Consider the following 20,654-nt stretch of genomic DNA (forward strand, 5'->3'; position numbering starts at 1 on the left):
TGCGGTCAACGTGCTGTTCACTCGAAGCCATGAGCTCTCACCCCCTCGCAACCGATGTACTGGCCGCGGACGGAGGCACGATCAGCTCCATCGAGACGGCGATCAACAATGCCTTCGATCCGATCTCCGCTGCCGTGTCGAATCTCGTCTTCTTCACCGTGAACATCGGCGGAGCCGCTGTTCCACTGATCGTCCTCTGGCTCATCGTCGGTGCCGTCGTCTTCACGGTGGCGTTCAAGTTCATCCAGGTCCGCGGAATCAAGCGTGCGTTGATTCTCGTCAGCGGCAAGGAGGACGAGGCGGACGCGCCCGGTGAAGTCAGCCACTTCAGAGCACTCACCGCCGCGGTGTCCGGAACCGTCGGGCTCGGCAACATCGCCGGTGTCGCCGTCGCCGTGACGCTCGGTGGACCCGGTGCCACACTCTGGATGATCCTCGCAGGCTTGCTCGGCATGGCGTCGAAGTTCGTCGAGTGCACGCTCGGCGTGAAGTACCGAGACATCAACGAGGACGGCACCGTCTCCGGTGGACCCATGAAATACCTGACCAAGGGTCTGGCAGAGCGGGGACTCGCCAAGGTCGGCAAGGTCATGGCCGTCTTCTACGCCATCGTCATCACGTTCTTCGCCATCAGCGGCGGCAACATGTTCCAGGCCAATCAGACGTACGCACAGGTCCGTTCGGTCACCGGCGGTGACGATGGATTCCTCGCTTCCGACGGAGCCAAAGCAGTGTTCGGCATCGTCGTCGCGCTGATCATCGGTCTGGTCATCATCGGCGGCATGAAGTCGATCTCGGCGGTGACCGCCAAGCTCGTACCGTCCATGGCGCTGATCTACATCGTCGCGTGCGGCGTCGTCATCGCCGTCAACTTCCGTTCCGTCCCCACGGCGTTCACGGCGATCTTCGAAGGTGCGTTCTCGCCCGAGGGTGTGGCCGGCGGCGTACTCGGCGTCATGATCATCGGATTCCAGCGCGCCGCGTTCTCGAACGAGGCAGGACTGGGTTCGGCAGCCATCGCGCACTCGGCCGTCAAGACCAGGCATCCGGTCACCGAGGGCTTCGTGGCCATGCTCGAGCCCTTCATCGACACGGTTGTCATCTGTACCGCGACCGCACTGACCATCGTGATCGCCAACACCGTCACCTGGCAGGATCAGCGCGCGATCGTCGCCGAAACCGGTGAGCTTCCCGCCGGCGGTGTCACCCTCACCTCCGACGCCTTCGAGACCGTGCTCCCGTGGTTCCCGTACGTGCTGACTCTCGCGGTGGCTCTGTTCGCGCTCTCGACCGCAATCACCTGGGCCTACTACGGACTGCAGGCGTGGACGTCGTTGTTCGGACGCAGCCGCTTCTCGCGGACCTTCTTCAACGTGATGTTCTGCATGTTCACCGTCATCGGAACCGTACTGTCCCTCGGCTCGGTGCTCGATTTCGCCGACGCCACCTTGTTCCTGCTGGCATTGGTGAACATCACCGGCTTGTACCTGCTGCTGCCCGTGGTCAAACGCGAACTCTCCGAGTACCTGGCGATGCGTCGAGGCGAGTCGGACAAGGTCGACGCCGAGGTGTGAGAAGGATCTGTCGACGGGTCAGCCGCCGGGGACGGTACAGCCCTGGCGGCGGGCCTGTTCGAGAAACACCGCAGTGGCGATCCCCGGGAATCGAGGGGAGCCTGCCGGTAGTGGACCGAGAACGTCGAACAGCCTGTCGAGCCGTTGATAGAGCGTCTGCCTCTGTATCCGAAGGCTTTTCGCGGTCTCGGTCTTGCTACCCCAGTGGGTGATGTACGCCAGCAGGGTCGCGTACAACTCTCCGTGCCGCTCCCGATCGTGGGCGAGCAACGGTCCGATCTGATCGTGGACGAACTTCTCGACCGTTGATTTTCCCGACATCGACTCCACCAGTAGGGCAAGTGCGAAATTGCGGGCATCGCGGATGCGGTCGTGAGGGCCGAGGTCCAGCGCGAGCACTGCTGTGGCGGTGTCGAAACACCGGCGCAGACCGTGGCGATCGGAGGCTCCCGGACCGACACCCGCTCGCCTGATACGCAGCTGCGTCGCCTGCAACCTCGACAGCAGAACCGGCCGTCGGGCATCGAGCATCTCCTGGTCGGCGAAACCGAGAACAGCGACGTGTCGGTCGCCGATCTTCTCGCACCAGTTGTGCGGCGACACCGACCCCACTGTGCGTTGCCACGTGCCGGCGGCCGGGTCGTGGTCGAATTCGACCGACACCGTCAGGTAGGCGTCGTGTTCGGGCATACCCATGCGCTCGGCGACGCCGTCGAGGTGGTCGGTGACATCGGAGGCGGGGTAATTCGTCGCCGACAACAGTGAGAAGAAGCGGGTACGCAGTCGGTCTTCCACCCTGGCCGGGCGTGAACTGAGCAATGCAATCGACAGGATTTCCGGAGCTCTCTCCAGTCCGGCGTTTATCGAATAGATGTCGGCATCCGGTCCAGGAGCCACGGTCAACACCGCCACGTCCCGACCACCACTGGTGACGGGCACCTCGAACGAGGTGAAATCCGATGGCTCGGTGACGAGCCCGGATTGCCCGATCAGATCTCCCGACGCCGAATGCAGCGTCACCGACGACCGAGTCTCGACACCGAGCACATCGAGAACGGCGTCCACCGCCCCGTCCGTTTCGATCGAAGCCGACAACAACCGAGACATACGGTTTGCCATCTGCAGCCGACGCAGAGCGGAGTCGGCAAGTTGACTGTTGATGCTCTCGCATACCTGTACGAACGGCACACGGCGTCGGAGATGCACCACCGGAAAGCCGATCCGTTCGGCATGCTCGACCAGAAGCGGCGGAACGACGTCGAGGATTCCCCCCGTCTCCACCGCGATACCGACGACTCCCGCGGCATTCATCGACTCGAGGTACGTCACCAGATCGGCGTCGGAACACCCGCCGAAGTACACACCCTCCATCAGAATCAGCTCCCCACCGCGCAAGAGCGGTGCGATGTCGAGTTGCTCGCTGGCATGAACCCACCGCAGAGACCGCGACGCAGAACGCCTTCCCGCGACGAGCTCGGGTCGCGCCGCGGAAAGATAGACGTCATCGAAGGCGTCGAGCACATTCATAGGTGACATTCTGTCCACCCGCTGTTACGAGTGGCTTACATTGCGTAAGGGTTCGGGAAACACACGGGCAGCAGGCTTCTCACGAGGCCGACCGAACCGCCGGTCGACCGCATACCGAGGAGTTCACGGTGACCACACATTCCCACGACGTCGAGGATTCGCTCCAGCCGATTCCCGAGAGCCAGAGAACCACCGCGCTGTCCGGTCAGTTCTGGATATGGGCGGGTGCGAACATCGCGCCGATCAACTGGGTGCTCGGCGCGCTCGGCATCAGCATGGGCCTCGGCCTGGCGGATACGCTGACGGTGCTCGTCCTCGGAAACGTCATCGGAATGGCGATCTTCGGATTCTTCGTTCTACTCGGACAACGAACGGGAACGACCGGAATGCTGTTGGGCCGTTCGGTCTTCGGTCGTCGAGGCAACTACGTTCCCTCCGCCGTCCAGGCCGTGGTGGTCGTCGGCTGGTGCGCGGTGAACACCTGGATCGTCCTCGACCTGGTGATGGCTCTGTTCGGCGAACTCGGCTGGGTCGACCCGGACGCCGCGAACGTCGGATGGAAGGTCGCGGTGGCCACAGTCATCATGGCGATTCAGGTCGGTATCTCCATGGCCGGATACCGGGCGATCGCGGCATTCGAGCGCTGGACCGTTCCGCCGACCGTCGTGGTGCTGGTTCTGATGTCGATCGTGGCCTGGTTCCACCTGGACATCGACTGGAGTTACTCCGGTCCGGACGGAGTTGCGCTGGCCGGCACCGAGCGCATCGTCGCCATGTCCGCCGTGATGACGGCCATCGGAATCGGCTGGGGACTGACGTGGTTGACCTACGCCGCCGACTACTCCCGCTTCGTGAGTACGCGTGTTCCGCGACGCAAGCTGTACCTGGTCAGTGCACTGGGACAGTTGATCCCCGTCGTGTGGCTCGGTGTGCTCGGCGCGACGTTGGCCACCACCAACGGTTCCGTCGATCCGGGCAAGCTCATCGTGGAGAACTTCGGTGCGCTCGCCATCCCGGTGCTGCTGTTGGTTCTGCACGGCCCCATCGCCACGAACGTCCTCAACGTCTACAGCTTCGGTGTGACGGCGCAGGCCCTCGACATCAAGTTGAGTCGGCGCACGCTGAACCTTGTCGTCGGCGTTCTCGCGCTGGCCGCGAGCGTGTTCTTCGTCTTCCAGGAAGATGCGGCGCAGACCCTCGACGCCTGGCTCGTCGGTGTGGTGGGCTGGGTGGCGACGTGGGGCGCGATCATGCTGGTGCACTACTACGTCTTCGAGCGCGCCAGCACCCGCTACGGCCATCTGTTCGACGACGTGGGCTCGACGAGGATGCAGGACGTCAACTGGCGTGCACTCGCGGCGTTCGCCGTGGGAATTTTCGGCACCTGGATGTTTCTCAACGGCATGGTCCCGGCATTGCAGGGGTTCGGTTCGCAGGCGCTCGGCGGTCTCGACATCTCGTGGCTCGTCGGCGGTAGTACTGCAGCATCGACTTACTACCTTCTCGCCCGAAAATCACATCGGCAGTGGATGATTCGTCAGCAACAGCCCGAAGAGCAGGCTCCGACACCACAGCCGGTCGAATAGCTCGTAGCCGTCATCGCACCGCGCAGTCAAGGAAGGAAACATGGGAATCTTCATCAGGAACGCGCACGTCATCACCATGGACGCATCCACCGGATCCGAACCGATCGTTCGCAGCATCCGGATCGAGAACGACGTCGTCACTGCAATCGCCGCCGATCTCGAACCCGGCGACGGCGATACGATCATCGACGGCCGCGACAGGCTGGTGACACCGGGATTCGTGAACGCACACACCCATTCGTGGGAGACGTTCTACAAGGGCAGATACGACAACATGCCCCTCGAGATGTGGATGGCCATGGCGTATCCGATCCTCGGCGACAGTCGCGTCGAACCCGATCTGGTTCGTCTGCGCAGCACGTTGTTCGCAATCGAGTCCCTCGAAGCGGGCGTGACGACGATCGTCGACGACGTTCTCGAGAACCCGACTCAGGATTGGGCGCAACTGTCGGCGGTGTTCGACGCCTACGAAGAGATCGGCATCCGAGCGAACATCTCCGGACACGTGATCAGCAAACCGTTCGTCGATACTGTGCCGTTCATCGTCGATCATCTGTCGCCGGAGGCCACGGCCGAGATTCGGTCGCATCCGGTTCCCACCACGCAGGAGTACCTCGCATTCAGCAGGAAAGCATTCGAGCAGTATCACGGTCGAGGCAACGGGCGCTTGCGATACATGGTCGCGCCGTCCGCACCGCAACGGTGCGGTGCGGAGCTTCTGGTCGGTGCCACGCAGTTGGCGGCCGAATTCGACGCCGAATGCCATATTCACGTCCTCGAGACCAAGACTCAGTTGGTCACGGGAACGGAGATGTACGGCGGCTCCCTGGTGGAATACATGGGTCGGATCGGCGCACTGTCACCCAATACAACCCTGGCGCATGGCATTTGGCTGACCGAAGACGATATGTCGATGATCGCCGCGGCGGGTACGTCGATTTCGCACAATCCGATCTCGAATCTCAAGCTCGGATCGGGAATCGCCCCGTGGCATGCCCTGCGTGCCGCGGGCGTGAACCTCGGACTGGGAACCGACGGATGCTCGAGCAGTGATTCTCCCCGGATGCTCGACGTCGTGAAAGCTGCTGCGCTGCTGCACAAGGTGACCAACCCGGACTTCACCACCTGGCCCACGGTGGACGCGGTACTACACGCAGGCACCGTCGGCGGGGCCCGCAGTGCGCTCCTCCAGGACACAGTGGGCACCGTGGAGGTGGGGATGCAGGCCGACCTGGTGATCTTCGACCTCGACACCATGGCTTTCACGCCTCGGCAGAAGCTCGACCGGCAACTGGTGTACTCCGAGAACGGCTCCTCGATCGATGTCGTGATCGTGGCGGGCCGGATCGTCGTCCAGGGCGGACGCGTCACCACGGTCGACCGGTCGGCGGTGCTGGCCGAACTTGCCGAGCGCCTCGACGAGATCGTGGCACGCCAGAATGCACTCGATTCGCTGAACAAGCCCCTACTGGATGCGCTGGCGGCCATGTACGACAGAGCGGTTGCGACCCGCGGCACCGTCAACCGATTCAGCGACGACGAACGCGCGTGGCTCGTCTGAACGGCGGTGCCGGAGCGGGTGTCATGAAGGTCGATTTCAAGAAGACGCTCGACGCATATTCGGCACGGCACAACATCTTTCGTACCCTCGTCGTTCCGCCGCTGACCTACCTGATGCTCGACGGACACGGCGATCCGAACACCGCGCCGGAGTATGCCGAAGCAATCGGGGCGCTCTACCCCGTGGCCTATGCAGTCAAGTTCGCGAGCAAGAACGATCTCGAACGGGACTACGTCGTCCCGCCGCTCGAGGCTCTGTGGTGGGCCGAGAACATGAACTCGTTCACCACCGAGAGGGACAAGAGCGAGTGGAGCTGGACCGCCATGATCATGGTGCCCGACTGGATCGACCGTCCGATGTTCGAGACGGCAGTGGCGACCGCCGCCTCGAAGAGCAACTCGGACGCGTCGAGCAGGGTTCGGTTGGAGACTCTCGACGAGGGACTGTGCGTACAGACACTGCACATCGGGTCCTACGACGACGAGACGTCGGTACTCGACGAGCTCCATCATCGATACATCCCCAGTTCTGGATTGACGATGACGGGCAGACATCACGAGATCTATCTGAGCGATCCGCGCCGGGTCGAACCTGCGAAGCTGCGCACCATCCTTCGCCAGCCGGTAGCGCATTCAGCGGAGTCGGCGTCGCTCTGACACGATGGCCGTCATGACCAACGCGGTGCGCCCGGCGTCGTTCACCGCCGGGACCCTCACTCTCCTGGGGGCGCTCTACTTCGCGCAGGGAGTGCCGTTCGGATTCTTCACCCAGGCCTTGCCGGTGGTGCTCCGGGAGTCGGGGTTCTCCTTGGTGAAGATCAGCGCAACCGGTGTGTTGTTCCTACCGTGGGCGCTCAAGTTTCTCTGGGCACCGTACGTCGATCGGTACGGATCCAGGAGGCGGTGGCTGCTGTCGCTGCAGTGTTCGGCCGCAGCGGTGGCACTGGCGTTGTCGTTCCTCGATCTGTCGTCGACGTTGCGCTGGCTGTTCGTCGGCATCTTCGTCATGAATGCTCTGTCGGCGACGCAGGACATCGCGACCGACGGCATCGCGGTGCGTACGCTCACCGCGGCGCAGCGCGGGTTGGGCAACGGACTCCAGGTCGGTGCCTACCGCATCGGCATGGTGTGCGGTGGCGGACTGCTGTTGTGGCTGTTCACCTTCGCCGGATGGCGGGCGCTGTTCGTTGCGATGGCACTACTGATCGTGCTGACGACGCTCCCCGTGTGGTGGATGCGCAGACAACTCGACGCGGCCGACGCGGACTCCGATCCGCACGCCGAGCGACCGAGGCCGGGGCGGCTGGCCGGTGCCTGGTGGTCGCGGCTTCGCAGACCCGGAATGGTGGCATTCATTCTGCTGATCATCGGGTTCAAGTTCGGCAACTCGATGGGATCGGCACTCGTGGGTCCGTTCCTGTCGGACAGCGGTCTGTCGCTGCCCCAGATAGCGCTGGTCGAGGGCGGTCTGTCTTCGGTGGCTGCGGTCGGGGGAGCCGTACTCGGGGCATGGCTGGCGTTTCGGTACGGACGTCGTCGGGCCCTGCTGGTGGGCGGAGTGAGCCAAACGCTGAGCCTTGCCCTGTATGTCGTCGCGTCGCTGGGCGTAGGCGGCTTTCCGCTTCTGGTCACCGCCAACATCACCGAACATGTGCTCGGTGGTGCGGCCACCGTGGCGGTGTTCGCGCTGATGATGGACGCGTCCGAGAAGCGCTTCGCGGGAAGCGATTACACGCTGATGGCGTGCGCGATCGTCTTCGCGCAGGGTGCCGCCGGGATCGCCGCCGGTGTGGTCGGCGATCTGTTCGGATACACGGCGATGTTCGGTTCCGCGCTCGTCCTGTCCGGTATCGGCTGTGCACTGTTGCTGCTGGCACTCGATCGGGGCTGGGGGCCCGAAGGTCTCCGACAGGTGATCCCGCCGAAGACCGTCGTCGTGTAGGAGCGGCTGCGTCGGCGCTCAGCTCCCAGTGTTGGATCCTGCGATGTTGACCATCCACTGAACTCCGAACTTGTCGGTCAACATTCCGAACGTGTCGCCCCACGGAGCTTTCTCGAGACCCATGGTGAACTGCGCGTCGACGGCCAACTTGTTCCAGTAACCCGTCAGTTCGTCCTCCTCGTCGCCGCTGAGCGAGACGCTCATGGTGTTGCCGGGGGTGTGCTCCATCGACGACGGCGTGTCGGCTCCCATCAGAGTGAAGCCGTTCGAGGTTGTCAGCTGGCCGTGCATGACCTTGTCCTGGTCGGCGGGATCCTCGCTGGCGTTGGCCTCGCCGAGCGTGGTGACGGTGAGCTCGCCACCGAAGACCGACCGATAGAACTCCATCGCCTCGCGGGCATTGTCTCGGAACGACAGGTAGGGATTGAGAATGGACATGATCGAAGTCTCCTTCTTCGCTGAACGAGCGGGCTGAACTACGTCGACGGCATCCGTCGAAACAGTAGACACGCACCACGACGGAAAGTCACCGCAGAAGATCAGATGGAGGCGTCGGTATCGGCCAGAATGGTGCGGAGTGCAGCCACATGGCGTCGATACGCCGTTCTACCGTCCTTCGTCAACGACAACCACAGTCGACGCGAGTCCGTGCGTGATCGCTGCTGCTCGACGTATCCCGCATCGACCAGAGCGGCGACCTGCTTGCTCAGCGCCGATGCGCTCAACCCGCTGTGTTCCTTGACGATCGAGAGTTCCACCGTCGTGGCCGCGGCCAGAAGGGCACAGATTCGGAGCCGGTGTGCGGGATGAATGATGGGATCGAGATCGCTCGTCATCGACGTGTGCTGCGGTAGTGCAGGATCGATCCGATCGAGTAGATCGACGCAGCTGCGATGGCGAGCAGAAGCACAGGCCAGGCCGGTCCGCCGGGATTCCCGACAGCCTGCGCCAGTGCGACGCAGAGCGCCGAGAGCGCCACGCAGGTGAGGAAGCCTCTGTTGGTGGGTAGTGCCCACGGCGTCCCCATCCGATATCCGGTGATGACGTTGACCGCGATGATCACCGCGGCGACCCCGAGGAACGCGGCCCGGCTGTCGACAAGGGCGGTCAGTGCGAAGACTGCGAGCAGCACGGCGTTGACCGGATACAGCCACACCGGCCACGGAGTGTCTCGTACCGCGCGCTGAACTCGGTCGATGTCGTCGAGAGCTGTTCGTGCTTCGGCAGGTGTGGGTCTTCCGATGCTTTCCATGGTGGAAACTGTATTGGATAGTTTCCATCATGGCAACCATCTGGCGAGGGTCAGGTGTCGGCAGGCCGCGATACTTCCGATTCCCAGCGGGCTCGTCGTTCGTCGTCGGACTGCTCCCACCACGGCGTTCCTCGCTCGCCGAGGGCGACTTTGGTGGCATGCACGCCTGCGCGAGATTCGGGTGCGCCCGACGTACGTTTGACCTCCCTGCGCCACGCCATCAGAATCGACCGCAGTTCGGTATTGCGATCCTCGGGGATGTCAGGATCCGTTGCGCGCCAACGTCTACCCTTGATGACGATGTAGCGACCGTCCTCGGTGCGTTCCGGTTCTTCGGCCATGGGTCCACACTGCCATGCGTCAGCTGCTCAGATACTGCGGCACTGCAATCCCGTCGAGCCCGAGCGCAACGGCGGCACGAGCGGTGACCGGGCCGACCAGATTGCCTGTCCCGTTGTAGCCGCCGAATGCGACCACGGTGTCGTCGACGACTGTGCACAGCGGGCGCCCGTCCGAGGTGAATCCCACGGATGCAGCCCAACGCGCAACAACCGAAACAGATTCTCCTGCAAACGATGTCGCGACAGATTCGATGTAGTCCTGCACCTGGGCAGTCGGTACGTCGGACGGTGTCCACTCGTCGTCTACGAAGAGGTCACGACCGCCCCCGACATACAGCCGTCCCGACGCGTCCTGCTGCGCGTAGTCGTATCCCCATCGTCCGTACACGGGGCAGGACAGTCGTCTCGGCGTGACGGGCGAGGTGGCGAGCATCTGCAGACGCGCGGTCCGAACCCGGCCGTCGAGCTGGGGGAGTACCTGTTCGAGCCGACCGTCGACGGCAACGAGAACCAGGCCGCACCGAATCACCCCACTCGGCGTCGTGACTGCTCCTGGCCCGATGGCGGTTGCGGGCGTGTTCTCGTACAACCGGGCGCGGCCCGCGAGGATCGACGCCAACCCCAGCGCGCGACGCGCAGGATTCATCACCGCGTCGTCCGGTAGGAAGATCCCGCGCCCCAACTCGCCGGAATACTGGTCGACGGCAATGTCGTTCTCGCGCAGGCACTGTGCCAGCGCATCGCAATCCTCCGAATCGGAGAGCTCGACCGGCGCGCCGGGCACTCCCGCGAGCCTGATGGATCCGGTACGGCGGACGACGGCGGATCCGAGAATCTCTTCCAGAGAGTCGATCTCGGCCAGAGTCGCTCGATACAGATCCACCGCACACGGCCCCCAGGTTGCGAGCGCAGTGTGCAGAAAAGTCGCCGGACCACCGAGCAGGAATCCGCCGTTGCGGCCCGCGGCGCCGGCAGCGATCCGTCCTGCGTCGATTCCGACCACATCGAGACCACGGTCTACGAGGTCGGCTACCGCGGCCAGACCCGAGCCTCCCAGGCCGACGACGCAGACGTCCGCGGTGCTCTCACGCTCCAGTGCGGGCAGGCCCGGCCAGCCGGACACGACCGGGTCGTCGTCCCACGCCGGGCGGGACGTCGCGCTGACACTCATCGGTCGATCGTATCGACGGATTCGGCGGGCGGATGGTTTACGATTCCGGCACCCGCATCCCAGCACCGGTAAGGACCGTCCATGCGCACTGTGATCGTGACCGCGTTCGTTTCGCTCGACGGCGTCATGGAAGGACCCGGCGGCGAGGTGGGTTATCGCAACTCGGGGTGGACGTTTCAGGGCATAGAATTCGACCCGGCAGTGTACGAGATCAAGGGGCGCGAGCAGGAAGAGGCCACGGCGCTGCTGTTGGGCCGCACCTCGTACGAGGCATTTGCGCCGATCTGGCCCACCATGGACGATTTCGCCGGGTACAACGCGATGCCGAGGTACGTGGTGTCGACAACGCTCGAAAAGGACGACTCACGGTGGCCGGCAACCATTCTGCGTGGAATCGACGACGTCGCAGAGCTCAGGGACTCCGATGGTGGGCCGATCTCGATCCACGGCAGCGCCACTCTGGGGCGAAGTCTCGCCGACGCCGGACTCGTCGATCGGTACCACCTGCTCGTCTTTCCACTCCTGCTCGGGGCGGGAAAGCGACTGTTCAGTGAGGCCGACAAGGACACCACGCATCTCGAACTGGTCGAACACGAGGTCTACGGCAACGGAATTCAGAAGCAGGTGTTCGACGTACGTCGATGACCGGGCGGGGCAGGCCTCAGACGTCGTCGCTTCGGATGGTGCGCCGCCGCACGGAGACGAGTTGCAGCTCGGGACGTGAGGCCGCCACGCGCTCGATTCGGTCGAGAACATCGGTGACATGGTCGCGATCGCCTGCTACGACGGACGCGCCGACACCTGCTCGTCGGTGCAACTCGCGATGATCGGTCTCCGCGGCCGACACCGCGAACTTACGTTGCATTTCGGAGATCACCGGCCGGATCACGGAGCGCTTCTCTTTGAGTGAGTGAACATCTCCGAGAAGGAAGTCGAATTCTATCCATCCAATCCACATATGCCGACCATCCTAACGCTGGGGGATACCCGAGCACTCGGGATTCGACTCGGCGATGCTTCGGATGCGCACCATTCGCCGAACATGTTCGTACACTGGCGGCATGGCTGCACCGGCGGAACACGGCTCCTTGCCGCCCAGCCTTGTCGAAATGGCGACCCGTCAGGTCCGATCCGAGGTGCTCAGCGGTGCGCTCGAGCCCGGATCCCGAGTGGTCGAGGAAACCCTGTGCGCGCGCCTCGGGATCAGCCGAGCACCGGTACGTGAGGCGTTGCGCCTGTTGGCTCAGCAGGGTCTGGTCGAACATCTTCCACGTCGCGGGTTCCGAGTTACGGTGTGGTCGGCAGTGGACATTCTCGAACTCTTCGAGCTGCGTCAGGTCCTCGAACGGCATGCGCTCGAGCGCGCACTCCCGCTCGGTTCGTCTCGCGACGGTGCGTTCGCGCCGGTACGAACGGCGCTCGACGAGATGCGTGACGCCGATGCGCGGGGCGACACCCTCGGCAAGGACGACGCCCACCGGCGTTTCCACGAAGCCATCGTGGCGTTGGCAGGCAGTCGCCAACTCGATGTGGCGTATGCACCGATCCTGCTGAAGTTGCAGCTACCGATGGCCCGCAATCTCAGGGAAGAAGCCCGAGTGGCCAATCCGGTCGACGGGATCCGGCGTCACGAATGGTTGCTCGACGCCATCGAATCGAACGATCTGTCGGTGGCGCTCGCTGCGTTGAAGCAGCACGGCGAGCTGACCTACCTGCATCTCGAGAGTACTTCCTAACAGACTCGAAACACGGCAACAACCTGCAGTAACAGAAAACTGTCGACAATCGACGGTATGAATTCAGACCTTGGACCGGTACCCGGCCCGACCGTTGCCGAGATGCTCGCGGCGTACCGAACCGGCGCCTCGACTCCCACGGCAACGGTGGAGGCCTTCTCGACCGCCGTGGCTGCGCGCGGCGACGACGGAACGTGGATCACCGTCGTGTCCCGTTCGGAACTGCTCGCGGCCGCCGCGGCTCTGGAAGCGCGACCCGATGCGGTGTCGCTACCCCTGTACGGAATTCCCTTCGGCGTCAAGGACAGCATCGACGTAGCCGGATACCCGACCACTCTCGCCTGTCCCGACTACGCGTACACGCCGGATTCGACGGCCCCTGCAGTGCAGGCGTTGGTCGACGCCGGAGCCATCTTCGTCGGCAAGACCAGCCTCGATCAGTTCGCGACCGGGCTGAACGGAACGCGCACGCCGCACCCGATTCCGCGGAGCGTCTACGGCAACGACATGATCTCGGGCGGCTCCAGCTCCGGTTCGGCACTGGCCGTCGCCCTCGGGCAGGTGCCGTTCTGCGTGGCCACCGACACCGCAGGATCGGGGCGAGTGCCCGCAGCGCTCAACGGCATCGTCGGGTACAAGCCGTCACGCGGCCTGATCAGCACCGTCGGACTCGTCCCCGCGTGCAAGTCGCTGGACTGCATCACCCTGATGGCGACGACGGTCGAGGATCTCGATCTCGTTTTCGACGTCATGTGCGCTGAGGATCCAGCGGACGGCTGGTCGCGTCGCCGCGGAGAGAAGTTCGACGGGCACGAGGTCACTGTGGGTCTACCGGACCTGCAGCAGTTGGATTTTTTCGGCGACGCAGCCATGTTCGATGCACATTCGGTCGCGCGCCGGTCGCTTCCCGAGCATGGATTACGGACTACCGCAGTCGATCTCACTCCGTTTCTCGATGCCGGATCGCTGCTGTATCAGGGACCGTGGGTCGCCGAGCGGCTGGTCGAGTTCGACGAATTCCTCACCGACAAGCCCGATTCCATCGTTCCGGTCGTCCGCGAGATATTCCTGGGTGGACGGCGGTACAACGCCGTCGATGCCTTCCGTGCCCTGCAGACGCTACAAGACCTTCGCGCTCGCGTCGCGCAGCTCTGGACCTCGATGGACGTGATGATCGTGCCGACCATCGGTACCACCTTCACCGTGCCCGAGGTGCTCGCGGACCCCATCGCGTGCAACACGAAGCTCGGCCACTACACCCACTTCGGGAACCTTCTCGACCTGACCGCCGTAGCGGTTCCCGCCGGGCACACCGAGGACGGTCGACCGGTCAGCCTCATGGTGATCGGGCCTGCACTGGCCGACGATACGATTCTCGCAGTCGCGGCCCGGTTGCTCGGAGAGGGGCGCGCCGTCTCACCGCCTCTCGCCGTCGAAGGGTCGGCGGTCGAGACCATCGACATCGTCGTTGCCGGGCACCATCTGTCAGGAGAGCGCGCCAACCCGCAGCTCGTCGAGCTCGGCGGGTCCCTGGTCGAGGCCACGTGCACCGCGCCGACGTACACACTGCTTCGGATCGGAACCGACGATCCGACTCCCGGCCTGCTGCGAGTTCCATTCGGCGGCAGCGCAATCGACGTGGAGAGGTGGCGTCTGCCCGCTACTTCTCTTGCGGTACTCGTGGGCAGAATGCCAGCGGTGCTCGCTCTGGGACGAGTGCTGCTGGCCGACGGTTCCGACGTTCTCGGCTACGTCTGCGATGCCACTGTGCAGACCGGCGCGGAGGGACACACCGTCGACGACATCAGCGAGTTCGGTGGCTGGCGGGCATATTCCCGGGCGATCAATTCTGCTCACAATACTTCCATTGCAGCACAGGAGATCTCATGACCTCAGCACATACACCGGTAATTTCGATACCGTCGGCGTCGCCATCGGAGTTCACCATCGACGCCGCAACGACGGCACTACTCGTCATCGACATGCAGAGGGACTTTCTGCTTCCCGGGGGGTTCGGTGAGAGCCTCGGTAACGATGTCGGCCTGCTCCGAACCGTGATCGAACCACTCGCAGGTCTCATCAGTGTGGCCAGGGAGGCCGGGATACCGGTGATCCACACCAGGGAGGGGCATCTCCCGGACCTGTCGGACTGTCCGCCGGCGAAGTTGCGCCGCGGCACGCCCTCTCGGCGCATCGGTGATCCAGGAGCGTTCGGCCGCATCCTCGTTCGCGGTGAGTACGGTCACGACATCGTCGACGAGCTGGCACCGCTCGAGGGCGAGACAGTCATCGACAAGCCCGGCAAAGGGGCGTTCTACGCCACCGAGCTCTCCGAGGTTCTCACGAGCGCCGGAATCACGACTCTGCTCGTCACCGGAGTTACGACCGAGGTGTGTGTGCACACCACGGTTCGGGAGGCCAACGATCGTGGGTACGAGTGCCTCGTGGTGACGGACTGTGTCGGTTCGTACTTCCCGGAGTTCCAGCGAGTGGGCCTCGAGATGATCTCGGCTCAAGGCGGGATTTTCGGGTGGACCGCGCCGTCGGAGGACGTCGTGGCCGCGTTGGTTGCGCTCGTCCCCACTTCTGCGAGTCGATAGGACCGGAATATGACCATGGACGTCAAAGACTCACCCGCTGCAGGCTCTTCGTCCTCGTTCACCCTCTCGTGGTGGACGAAGGGCGACACCAACGCATTCTTCGGACTCGGCTTCAACATTCTCGTCAACGTGCTCACTCTGACGACTCTGAGCATCGCGGTGGTCGGAATTCCGGGAAGCGACGTCCTCGGGACGCTGCTGCCTGCCCTCGGGATCGCCCTGATCCTGGGGAACCTGTACTACATGGTTCTCGCTCGTCGACTTGCCAAGCGCGAGAATCGAACCGATGTGACGGCGTTACCGTACGGTCCGAGCGTTCCGCACATGTTCATCGTCGTGTTCGTGGTCATGCTCCCGGTCTACCTGGCGACGGGCGACGCGGTTCAGGCGTGGGCGGCGGGGCTCGCCTGGGCCTTCATGATCGGCATCATCGTCATGATCGGAGCGTTCGTCGGGCCCTACATTCGCAGGATCACTCCGCGCGCGGCAATGCTCGGTACGTTGGCCGGCATCTCGATCACGTTCATCGCGATGCGCCCGGCCGCGCAGATGTGGGAGGCCGCCTGGATCGGATTGCCGGTTCTCGCAATCATTCTCATCGGCTTCTTCACAGATGTGAAGTTGCCCGGCAACATTCCGGTCGGTCTCGCGGCGCTGCTGGTGGGCACGGCGATCGGCTGGATCGGCGGATACATGTCCGTGCCGGACGTGACCGAGGCGGCGAGCAATATCGCGCTCGGCCTTCCGGATCTGCGCCTCGATCTCCTGCTCGACGGTCTCGGTAACCTGGCACCGCTGCTCGCTACCGCAATTCCGTTGGGGGTCTACAACTTCACCGAGGCGATGAGCAACGTCGAAAGCGCGTCCGCTGCGGGAGACAACTACAACCTGCGCAGTGTGCTGCTCGCCGACGGCTTCGGTGCGGTCGTCGGCTCGGCGTTCGGATCGCCGTTCCCGCCCGCGGTCTACATCGGCCATCCCGGCTGGAAGGACGCAGGTGGCCGGACCGGATACTCGGTCGCGTCGGGCGTCGCGATCGGGTTGATGTGTTTTCTCGGGTTGTTCGGATTGCTGGCGACCTTGCTGCCGATTCCTGCGATCGTCCCGATTCTGCTGTACATCGGACTGCTGATCGGCGCCCAGGCATTCCAGTCGGTGCCGAAGCTGCACGCCATCGCGGTGGTGGTGGCGTTGCTCCCCAACCTCGCGGAATGGGCGGTGGGTCTGATCGACAACGCACTCAGCGCGGCAGGCACATCGGCGACGGAAGTGGGCAGCGAGGCACTGGGTCAGGCGGGTGTCGTCTACGACGGACTGAAGACGTTCGGGTCGGGAGCGGTACTCGCCGGACTGATGTTGGGCACCATCGTCACGTTCGTTCTCGACAAACGGTTTCTCGCCGCCGCAGCAGCGGGTGGAGTGGCCGCGGCACTGTCGTGGGTCGGCCTGATCCATTCACACGAGGTGGGGTGGGCTGCCAATCCCCAAGTCGCCCTGGGTTATCTGTTCTTCGGGCTCGTGTGTCTGGCGTACTCACGGCTGATTCCTGCCCCGAAGCCGACGAGCGAGCCACAACCGGTCGGGGAGTAGGGCTTCCCGATGCGGGCCGTGTGGCCCGCATCGGGAACTGCTCTAGCGCGTGCTCACGAGCTCGAGCGCCACGAGATCGGAGAGATACTTCTCGATCAATTCGCGCCCGAGGTGCGGAATATCCCCGACGGCCGAGGCGAACTCGTCGGCGGGCAGCATCGCCCCGGACGACGGGTGTTGCGGGTGTGCGTACGAGTCGATCAAGGGGAGCAGCGAGTGCGACCGCTGCTTCTCCGGAAGAGCCTCGACTGCTGCGTTGAAACGCTCGAACCACTCGTCGTAGTTCTCTACGATCTCGATGTCGCGACCGGCGTCACGGATCCAATCGACGAACGTGTCCAGCGAGATGTCGTCGTCGTGTGGGTTGAGGATGTCGAAGGTGCGGTAGCCCGAGGTATCCCCACCCGCGATCGATGTGATGGCCGACGCACTGAAATCGGCAGGCAGTCCGTCGTAGTGGGCCAGCGGTCGTCCCTTCTCGTCGGTCGGTGCCCCGGTGTCGGTGGCGTAGAACGTGTGCGGAGCCAGACCGGTTTCGACGACCGACAAGATCAGACGCGTGAACACATCCGGCACGTTGAGCTGACCCGTCCACGTGCTGTGCGCAAGAATCATGTCCGAGCGAAAGACCGACACCGGTAGGCCGAACTCGTCGAACGCGTTGCGCAACAGCACTTCGCCGGCCCACTTGGAGTTGCCGTACCCGTTGGCGTAGGAATCGTCGACAGCTCGCGACGGGCTGTCGGCGCGAATGTCGCCGTTCTCTCGGAAATCCTCGACACCCGCTGCGACGGCCACCGTCGACAGGTAGGTCACGGGCTTGACGTGGTGGGTGAGCGCCAGCCGGATCACCTCGGCCGTGCCGACGACGTTGGGTCCGAACAGGTGCTCGTACGGCAGGGCATGGTTGACCAGAGCGGCGGGATGGACGATGCGATCGATCCGCTCGGACAGCGTCCGGAAGTCCTCGTCGCCCAGTCCGAACCGGGGCGTGCCCAGATCGCCTGCCACGACCTCGAGCGCAGCGTCGGCCAAGGTTCGATAGCGCTCCGACAGCTGCGCGTCTCCATTGTCGAAGGCTGCGTCGAGTCGGGCTCGCGCGTCGGAATCGGAGCGTCCGCGCACCAGGCAGACCACCTTTCCTCCGATCTCGGCCATGCGCTCGAGCCATTCCAGGCAGAGGAACCGACCGAGGTATCCGTTGGCACCGGTCAGCAGGACCGTGCTGGTCTGTTCTCGCGCGCACGGAATGTGGTGCGCGGCGTCGAGGAGAGCGTTGTCGAGAAATGCCGACAGCCGCAGGTCGGACGCTTCGGCGATCGTTGCGCCGCGACCGTGGATCGAGGCGAATGTGGCGGTGTCGGAATCGTTGTCGCGGGCCGAGGAGATGTACTCGGCCAGTGCTGCCAGGTCCATGGCGGGCCCGGTGATCACACCGACCGGAACATCGACATCGTAGATCTCACGGAGGAGCGTCGAGAACGTCAACGCCGACAACGAATCTCCGCCCAAGTCGCTGAAGTGGGCATCGGGGCGGACATCGGACCCGGCGCATCCCAGCAGAGCCTGTGCGGCATCGCCGACCGTGGTCAGGACAGGGGCATCGGCACCACTGCGCCTGAGCTCACGCAGGCGCTCGTTCTGACCGGATTCGAGTTCTGCGTAGCGACGCTCGAGTTCGTCTCCGTAGCGCTCGACCAACTTGGGTCGCAGTTGTTTGCCTGCACCGGACAAGAGCCCGTTCTCCTGTGTGAACGGGTGGTGCTCGACAGTCACGTCACGCGGAATTTCGTACGAGTTCAGCGATTCCTGACGAGCGATTTCTTGCAGCGATTCGATGACAGAACCCGCGGTTGTGTCCGGTCGAGCCGGAACGACCACTGCCAGGAGATACGCCCGTTGACTGTTGCCGTAGAGGAATATCTGGTCGACCAGCTCACTGGTACCGAACAGGGCTTCGAGGCGGGCAAGGGCCACGAACTCACCCTGGGCCAGCTTCAGAACGTTCTTGCGGCGGTCGACGTAGGCGAGTCGGTCCGGCTCGATCTCGGCGACGACGTCACCGGTGCGATAGAAGCCCTCGGAGTCGAAGACCTCGGCCGTGACGTCCGGTCGCTTGTAGTAACCGGGAATGATGGACGCCGTCTTGAGGAGGAGCTCACCGCGCGGATGCGGTGTGTCGGTGGAGAAGTAACCGAGTTCGGGCACATCGTCGAGCTTGTATTCGATCACCGGCGGGCGTTGAACGACGCCGTCGTGCAACACCATTCCGGCCTCGGTGGAGCCGTAGTTGTCGCGTACTCGAATATCGAGCAGCTCCGAGACGAAGTCCTTGACCTCGGGAGCGATCGGTGCGGTGCCGACCATCGCTGCCAGGATACGTCCACCGAATTGTTCGATCCTGTTGCGTTCGAGTACCTCTCGACGCGTCCTGTCGGCATCGCCACCGGCAGAGCGTTCGACCTCTCGGTCGATCTCGGAGAGGACGGTGTGTCGAATCATCTCGCACACTCGCGGGATCAACAGGGCCATCGTGGGCCGAGCGAGCGCGAAATCCTCGAACAGGGTGGACAGATCGCTCGCGCCTGCGAAGTGGACGGTGCCGCCGGCCGCCAGCGTCGAAAAGACCAGGCCACGGCCGGCCAGGTGGCTCATCGGAAGGTAGTCGAGCGTGATGACCGGGAAGGCCGGCCGGTCGCTGGCTTCGGAGGAGGCTCCGGTGTGGTGCCAGGCGCCGGTCCATGCTCCGCACACGATTCGTTCGGTGTGCATCGCCCCCTTGGGAGTTCCGGTGCTGCCGGAGGTGTAGATCAGTGTCGCGAGTCGGTCGGGGTCCTCGTCGTCGGGTAGCGGAACCTCCGGGAGTTGCGCGCCGTCGCGAACCAGCTCGGTGAGCGGCCGGACGGAGACTCCCAGCTGGTCGGCATCGCTGCGCGCGGACTCCATGATCCGTGCATGCGCGTCGATCGCCCCGTCGTGGTCGAGAACGACGATTCGCCGAATGGACCGGCAATGGGTGGCGACCTGGACCGCGACGGACAGGTTGTCGACATCGGCTGCCAGGACGACGGGTTCGACCTCGTCGGCGATGGCCGAGAGCTGGCCCGCGGTGGCACCGGCCTGCAACGGAACGGCAATCGCGCCGAGTCGTATCGTGGCCAGTTCCGCGACGACGTAGTCGGCACTCGCGAATCCCAGGGTTGCGAAGAAGTCTCCCGAAGCGATCCCGATCGCGTCGTGGGTCAGCGCGGAGGCGAGCGCGCCGGCGTCGCTCCAAGCCTGCCCGTAGGTGACGGTGTCGAACCGGGGGAGAAGGTGAAACGTGTCGACGTCGTCGATCTTCACGATCTCTCGAGCTCGGCGGCCGAGGGCCGGCCGATCGGAGTAACGCGTCATGATCTCGGCGACCACGCGGGCCAGGTTGGGCGACGACTCCTGGGCGGCATCGGCCACTGCGCTGTCCGGTTCTGCGGCTCGAAACTCCCGGTCGGTCTCGTGCAGTTCCTGAAATCGACTGCGTTGCCTGTTCTGTCGATCCTGTCGGCTGTCGACGTCCAGTGTGTGCGTCATGCTCGACTCCCTCCGACGAAGCGCGCCGATCGTTCGGGCACCTCGCGATTGTCCGCTCAATATCGTTATCAAAGGTAAGTATATGCCGTCGGGGATCTCGCCAATCGTGACGCTCCTCATAGTCCGATAAGTCGTAAAAGTCTGGCTCACTGCACTTTTGGGGCCCGGATCGGCGACGCTGATTTGGGGTGGCAGCTCCCGTGGG

18 protein-coding genes are annotated in these 20,654 nt (G+C 64.0%); 10 read left to right on the forward strand and 8 right to left on the reverse strand.

Going from position 1 to position 20,654, the window contains the following annotated elements; genetic code table 11:
- Positions 1-29 precede the first annotated feature (29 nt).
- On the forward strand, positions 30-1,574 hold the full coding sequence (locus R4P47_RS13750; RefSeq protein ID WP_317785023.1) for an alanine/glycine:cation symporter family protein: 1,545 nt from the start codon (positions 30-32) through the stop codon (positions 1,572-1,574).
- Positions 1,575-1,592: 18 nt separating this feature from the next.
- On the opposite strand, the gene R4P47_RS13755 is transcribed toward R4P47_RS13750, so the two are convergent.
- Positions 1,593-3,101: a PucR family transcriptional regulator gene (locus tag R4P47_RS13755; protein ID WP_317785024.1), complete on the reverse strand. Its 1,509-nt coding sequence runs from the start codon at positions 3,099-3,101 to the stop codon at positions 1,593-1,595.
- A 128-nt stretch (positions 3,102-3,229) separates the two neighbouring features.
- Here R4P47_RS13755 and R4P47_RS13760 point away from each other — a divergent pair, with 128 nt between their 5' ends.
- The 4 genes from R4P47_RS13760 to R4P47_RS13775 are packed head-to-tail and all read left to right on the forward strand — an operon-like array spanning position 3,230 to position 8,189.
- A complete protein-coding gene (locus tag R4P47_RS13760; RefSeq protein WP_149405703.1) occupies positions 3,230-4,687 on the forward strand; it encodes a purine-cytosine permease family protein in 1,458 nt (485 codons plus the stop codon).
- Positions 4,688-4,727: 40 nt separating this feature from the next.
- Positions 4,728-6,248: an amidohydrolase family protein gene (locus R4P47_RS13765; RefSeq protein WP_149405704.1), complete on the forward strand. Its 1,521-nt coding sequence runs from the start codon at positions 4,728-4,730 to the stop codon at positions 6,246-6,248.
- 23 nt (positions 6,249-6,271) lie between these two features.
- Positions 6,272-6,904 (forward strand): GyrI-like domain-containing protein, encoded by a 633-nt coding sequence (locus R4P47_RS13770; RefSeq protein ID WP_149406002.1) that lies wholly within the window; start codon positions 6,272-6,274, stop codon positions 6,902-6,904.
- 13 nt (positions 6,905-6,917) lie between these two features.
- Positions 6,918-8,189, forward strand: coding sequence for an MFS transporter (locus R4P47_RS13775; protein ID WP_149405705.1), 1,272 nt, complete (start codon positions 6,918-6,920; stop codon positions 8,187-8,189).
- Between the two features lie 18 nt (positions 8,190-8,207).
- On the opposite strand, the gene R4P47_RS13780 is transcribed toward R4P47_RS13775, so the two are convergent.
- The 5 genes from R4P47_RS13780 to R4P47_RS13800 form a co-directional block, all read right to left on the reverse strand.
- The gene (locus R4P47_RS13780) at positions 8,208-8,630 is read right to left on the reverse strand and encodes a VOC family protein (RefSeq protein ID WP_068047305.1); all 423 of its coding nucleotides are present in this window, start codon (positions 8,628-8,630) and stop codon (positions 8,208-8,210) included.
- 98 nt (positions 8,631-8,728) lie between these two features.
- Positions 8,729-9,025, reverse strand: coding sequence for a transcriptional regulator (locus tag R4P47_RS13785; protein ID WP_149405706.1), 297 nt, complete (start codon positions 9,023-9,025; stop codon positions 8,729-8,731).
- Positions 9,022-9,441 (reverse strand): hypothetical protein, encoded by a 420-nt coding sequence (locus R4P47_RS13790; RefSeq protein WP_149405707.1) that lies wholly within the window; start codon positions 9,439-9,441, stop codon positions 9,022-9,024. Before R4P47_RS13790 ends, R4P47_RS13785 begins: the two co-directional genes overlap by 4 nt.
- A 50-nt stretch (positions 9,442-9,491) precedes the next feature.
- On the reverse strand, positions 9,492-9,782 hold the full coding sequence (locus tag R4P47_RS13795; protein ID WP_149405708.1) for a hypothetical protein: 291 nt from the start codon (positions 9,780-9,782) through the stop codon (positions 9,492-9,494).
- A 19-nt stretch (positions 9,783-9,801) separates the two neighbouring features.
- A complete protein-coding gene (locus R4P47_RS13800; RefSeq protein WP_317785025.1) occupies positions 9,802-10,953 on the reverse strand; it encodes an FAD-dependent oxidoreductase in 1,152 nt (383 codons plus the stop codon).
- An 81-nt stretch (positions 10,954-11,034) separates the two neighbouring features.
- On the opposite strand from R4P47_RS13800, the gene R4P47_RS13805 reads away from it, so the two are divergent.
- On the forward strand, positions 11,035-11,598 hold the full coding sequence (locus R4P47_RS13805) for a dihydrofolate reductase family protein (RefSeq protein WP_149405710.1): 564 nt from the start codon (positions 11,035-11,037) through the stop codon (positions 11,596-11,598).
- 16 nt (positions 11,599-11,614) lie between these two features.
- Here the strand turns inward: R4P47_RS13805 and R4P47_RS13810 are convergent, their stop codons facing one another.
- On the reverse strand, positions 11,615-11,911 hold the full coding sequence (locus tag R4P47_RS13810) for a DUF503 domain-containing protein (protein ID WP_269594049.1): 297 nt from the start codon (positions 11,909-11,911) through the stop codon (positions 11,615-11,617).
- 103 nt (positions 11,912-12,014) lie between these two features.
- Between R4P47_RS13810 and R4P47_RS13815 the strand changes: the two genes are divergently transcribed.
- Genes R4P47_RS13815 through R4P47_RS13830 form a run of 4 tightly spaced genes read left to right on the forward strand, consistent with a single transcriptional unit; the run spans position 12,015 to position 16,879 of the window.
- Positions 12,015-12,689, forward strand: coding sequence for a GntR family transcriptional regulator (locus tag R4P47_RS13815; RefSeq protein WP_068047468.1), 675 nt, complete (start codon positions 12,015-12,017; stop codon positions 12,687-12,689).
- 57 nt (positions 12,690-12,746) lie between these two features.
- A complete protein-coding gene (gene atzF / locus R4P47_RS13820) occupies positions 12,747-14,579 on the forward strand; it encodes an allophanate hydrolase (protein ID WP_317785026.1) in 1,833 nt (610 codons plus the stop codon).
- A complete protein-coding gene (locus R4P47_RS13825) occupies positions 14,576-15,289 on the forward strand; it encodes a cysteine hydrolase (RefSeq protein WP_317785027.1) in 714 nt (237 codons plus the stop codon). The genes atzF and R4P47_RS13825 overlap by 4 nt, the downstream gene beginning before the upstream one ends.
- A 9-nt stretch (positions 15,290-15,298) precedes the next feature.
- A complete protein-coding gene (locus tag R4P47_RS13830) occupies positions 15,299-16,879 on the forward strand; it encodes a regulator (protein WP_317785028.1) in 1,581 nt (526 codons plus the stop codon).
- 42 nt (positions 16,880-16,921) lie between these two features.
- Here the strand turns inward: R4P47_RS13830 and car are convergent, their stop codons facing one another.
- Positions 16,922-20,449 carry a carboxylic acid reductase gene (gene car / locus R4P47_RS13835; RefSeq protein ID WP_317785029.1) on the reverse strand — a complete coding sequence of 1,176 codons (3,528 nt, stop codon included), beginning with the start codon at positions 20,447-20,449 and terminating at the stop codon, positions 16,922-16,924.
- Between the last annotated feature and the right edge of the window lie 205 nt (positions 20,450-20,654).

Origin of the sequence: Rhodococcus sp. IEGM 1370 (assembly GCF_033142325.1) — a bacterium.
Lineage (GTDB): Bacteria > Actinomycetota > Actinomycetes > Mycobacteriales > Mycobacteriaceae > Rhodococcoides.

Excerpts from the sequence above, each read along its gene's own strand:
- R4P47_RS13750 (WP_317785023.1), top strand. The coding sequence starts at position 30 with ATGAGCTCTCACCCCCTCGCAACCGATGTACTGGCCGCGGACGGAGGC.
- R4P47_RS13755 (WP_317785024.1), bottom strand. The coding sequence starts at position 3,101 with ATGAATGTGCTCGACGCCTTCGATGACGTCTATCTTTCCGCGGCGCGA.
- R4P47_RS13765 (WP_149405704.1), top strand. The coding sequence starts at position 4,728 with ATGGGAATCTTCATCAGGAACGCGCACGTCATCACCATGGACGCATCC.
- R4P47_RS13770 (WP_149406002.1), top strand. The coding sequence starts at position 6,272 with ATGAAGGTCGATTTCAAGAAGACGCTCGACGCATATTCGGCACGGCAC.
- R4P47_RS13775 (WP_149405705.1), top strand. The coding sequence starts at position 6,918 with ATGACCAACGCGGTGCGCCCGGCGTCGTTCACCGCCGGGACCCTCACT.
- R4P47_RS13785 (WP_149405706.1), bottom strand. The coding sequence starts at position 9,025 with ATGACGAGCGATCTCGATCCCATCATTCATCCCGCACACCGGCTCCGA.
- R4P47_RS13790 (WP_149405707.1), bottom strand. The coding sequence starts at position 9,441 with ATGGAAAGCATCGGAAGACCCACACCTGCCGAAGCACGAACAGCTCTC.
- R4P47_RS13795 (WP_149405708.1), bottom strand. The coding sequence starts at position 9,782 with ATGGCCGAAGAACCGGAACGCACCGAGGACGGTCGCTACATCGTCATC.
- R4P47_RS13800 (WP_317785025.1), bottom strand. The coding sequence starts at position 10,953 with ATGAGTGTCAGCGCGACGTCCCGCCCGGCGTGGGACGACGACCCGGTC.
- R4P47_RS13805 (WP_149405710.1), top strand. The coding sequence starts at position 11,035 with ATGCGCACTGTGATCGTGACCGCGTTCGTTTCGCTCGACGGCGTCATG.
- R4P47_RS13810 (WP_269594049.1), bottom strand. The coding sequence starts at position 11,911 with ATGTGGATTGGATGGATAGAATTCGACTTCCTTCTCGGAGATGTTCAC.
- R4P47_RS13815 (WP_068047468.1), top strand. The coding sequence starts at position 12,015 with ATGGCTGCACCGGCGGAACACGGCTCCTTGCCGCCCAGCCTTGTCGAA.
- atzF (WP_317785026.1), top strand. The coding sequence starts at position 12,747 with ATGAATTCAGACCTTGGACCGGTACCCGGCCCGACCGTTGCCGAGATG.
- R4P47_RS13825 (WP_317785027.1), top strand. The coding sequence starts at position 14,576 with ATGACCTCAGCACATACACCGGTAATTTCGATACCGTCGGCGTCGCCA.
- R4P47_RS13830 (WP_317785028.1), top strand. The coding sequence starts at position 15,299 with ATGACCATGGACGTCAAAGACTCACCCGCTGCAGGCTCTTCGTCCTCG.
- car (WP_317785029.1), bottom strand. The coding sequence starts at position 20,449 with ATGACGCACACACTGGACGTCGACAGCCGACAGGATCGACAGAACAGG.